This is a genomic window from Parendozoicomonas callyspongiae (assembly GCF_023502345.1).
GTDB classification, from domain to species: Bacteria; Pseudomonadota; Gammaproteobacteria; order Pseudomonadales; family Endozoicomonadaceae; genus Sansalvadorimonas; species Sansalvadorimonas callyspongiae.
Map to the genome: position 1 here is coordinate 1 of NZ_JAMFLX010000134.1, position 673 is coordinate 673.

General features: G+C 52.7%; 1 protein-coding gene. It reads left to right on the forward strand.

Translation table 11 applies throughout. The annotated features are described in order from the left end of the window. On the forward strand, positions 1-673 hold a 673-nt coding region (locus tag M3P05_RS20640), incomplete at both ends, for an IS66 family transposase (RefSeq protein ID WP_249702031.1).

Genomic DNA, 673 nt, shown 5'->3' on the forward strand with positions numbered 1-673 from the left:
CCCAGGAAATCATCACCTACAAGCGCCGCAAAAAAGGGCGGCCCGATAACTGCGTGACTGATCAGGGGCTCCGCTTTACGGACGATGTTCCCGTAGAAGTGATTGAAGAAAATGTGCCACAGCTGCAGGGTGAAGAGGCCGAACAGTACGAGATTATTGATTACAAAGTCACCCGTCGTCTGGCACAAAGGCCAGGCAGCTATGTTGTTCTGGAACATCGTCGTCCGGTTCTGCGGCACAAGTCCACGCAAACCCTGACGTCAACCCCGGCACCGGCCGGTATCTTCGACAGAAGCTTTGCCGACGTAAGCCTGCTGGCTGGCATGCTGATCGACAAGTTTGTGCATCACCTGCCCCTCCATCGCCAGCATCACCGCATGATCATGAGCGGTATTACCATCAGCCGAAGCACTCTGACACTGCTGGTGAAGAATACCATTGAGCTTTTGCGTGCAGTTTATAACGCTTTACTGGAAAGCATTCTGGCCAGTCGTGTTGTGGCTATAGATGAAACGCCCATCAAGGCTGGCCACAAGGAAAAGGGCAAGATGCAGAATGCCTGGTTCTGGCCCATATATGGCCTTGAGGATGAGATTGTTTTTACCTTCTCGACCAGTAAGTCCGCCAAACATCTTGAGCCACTCCTGGAGAATTGGCAGGGCGTCTTACTCTC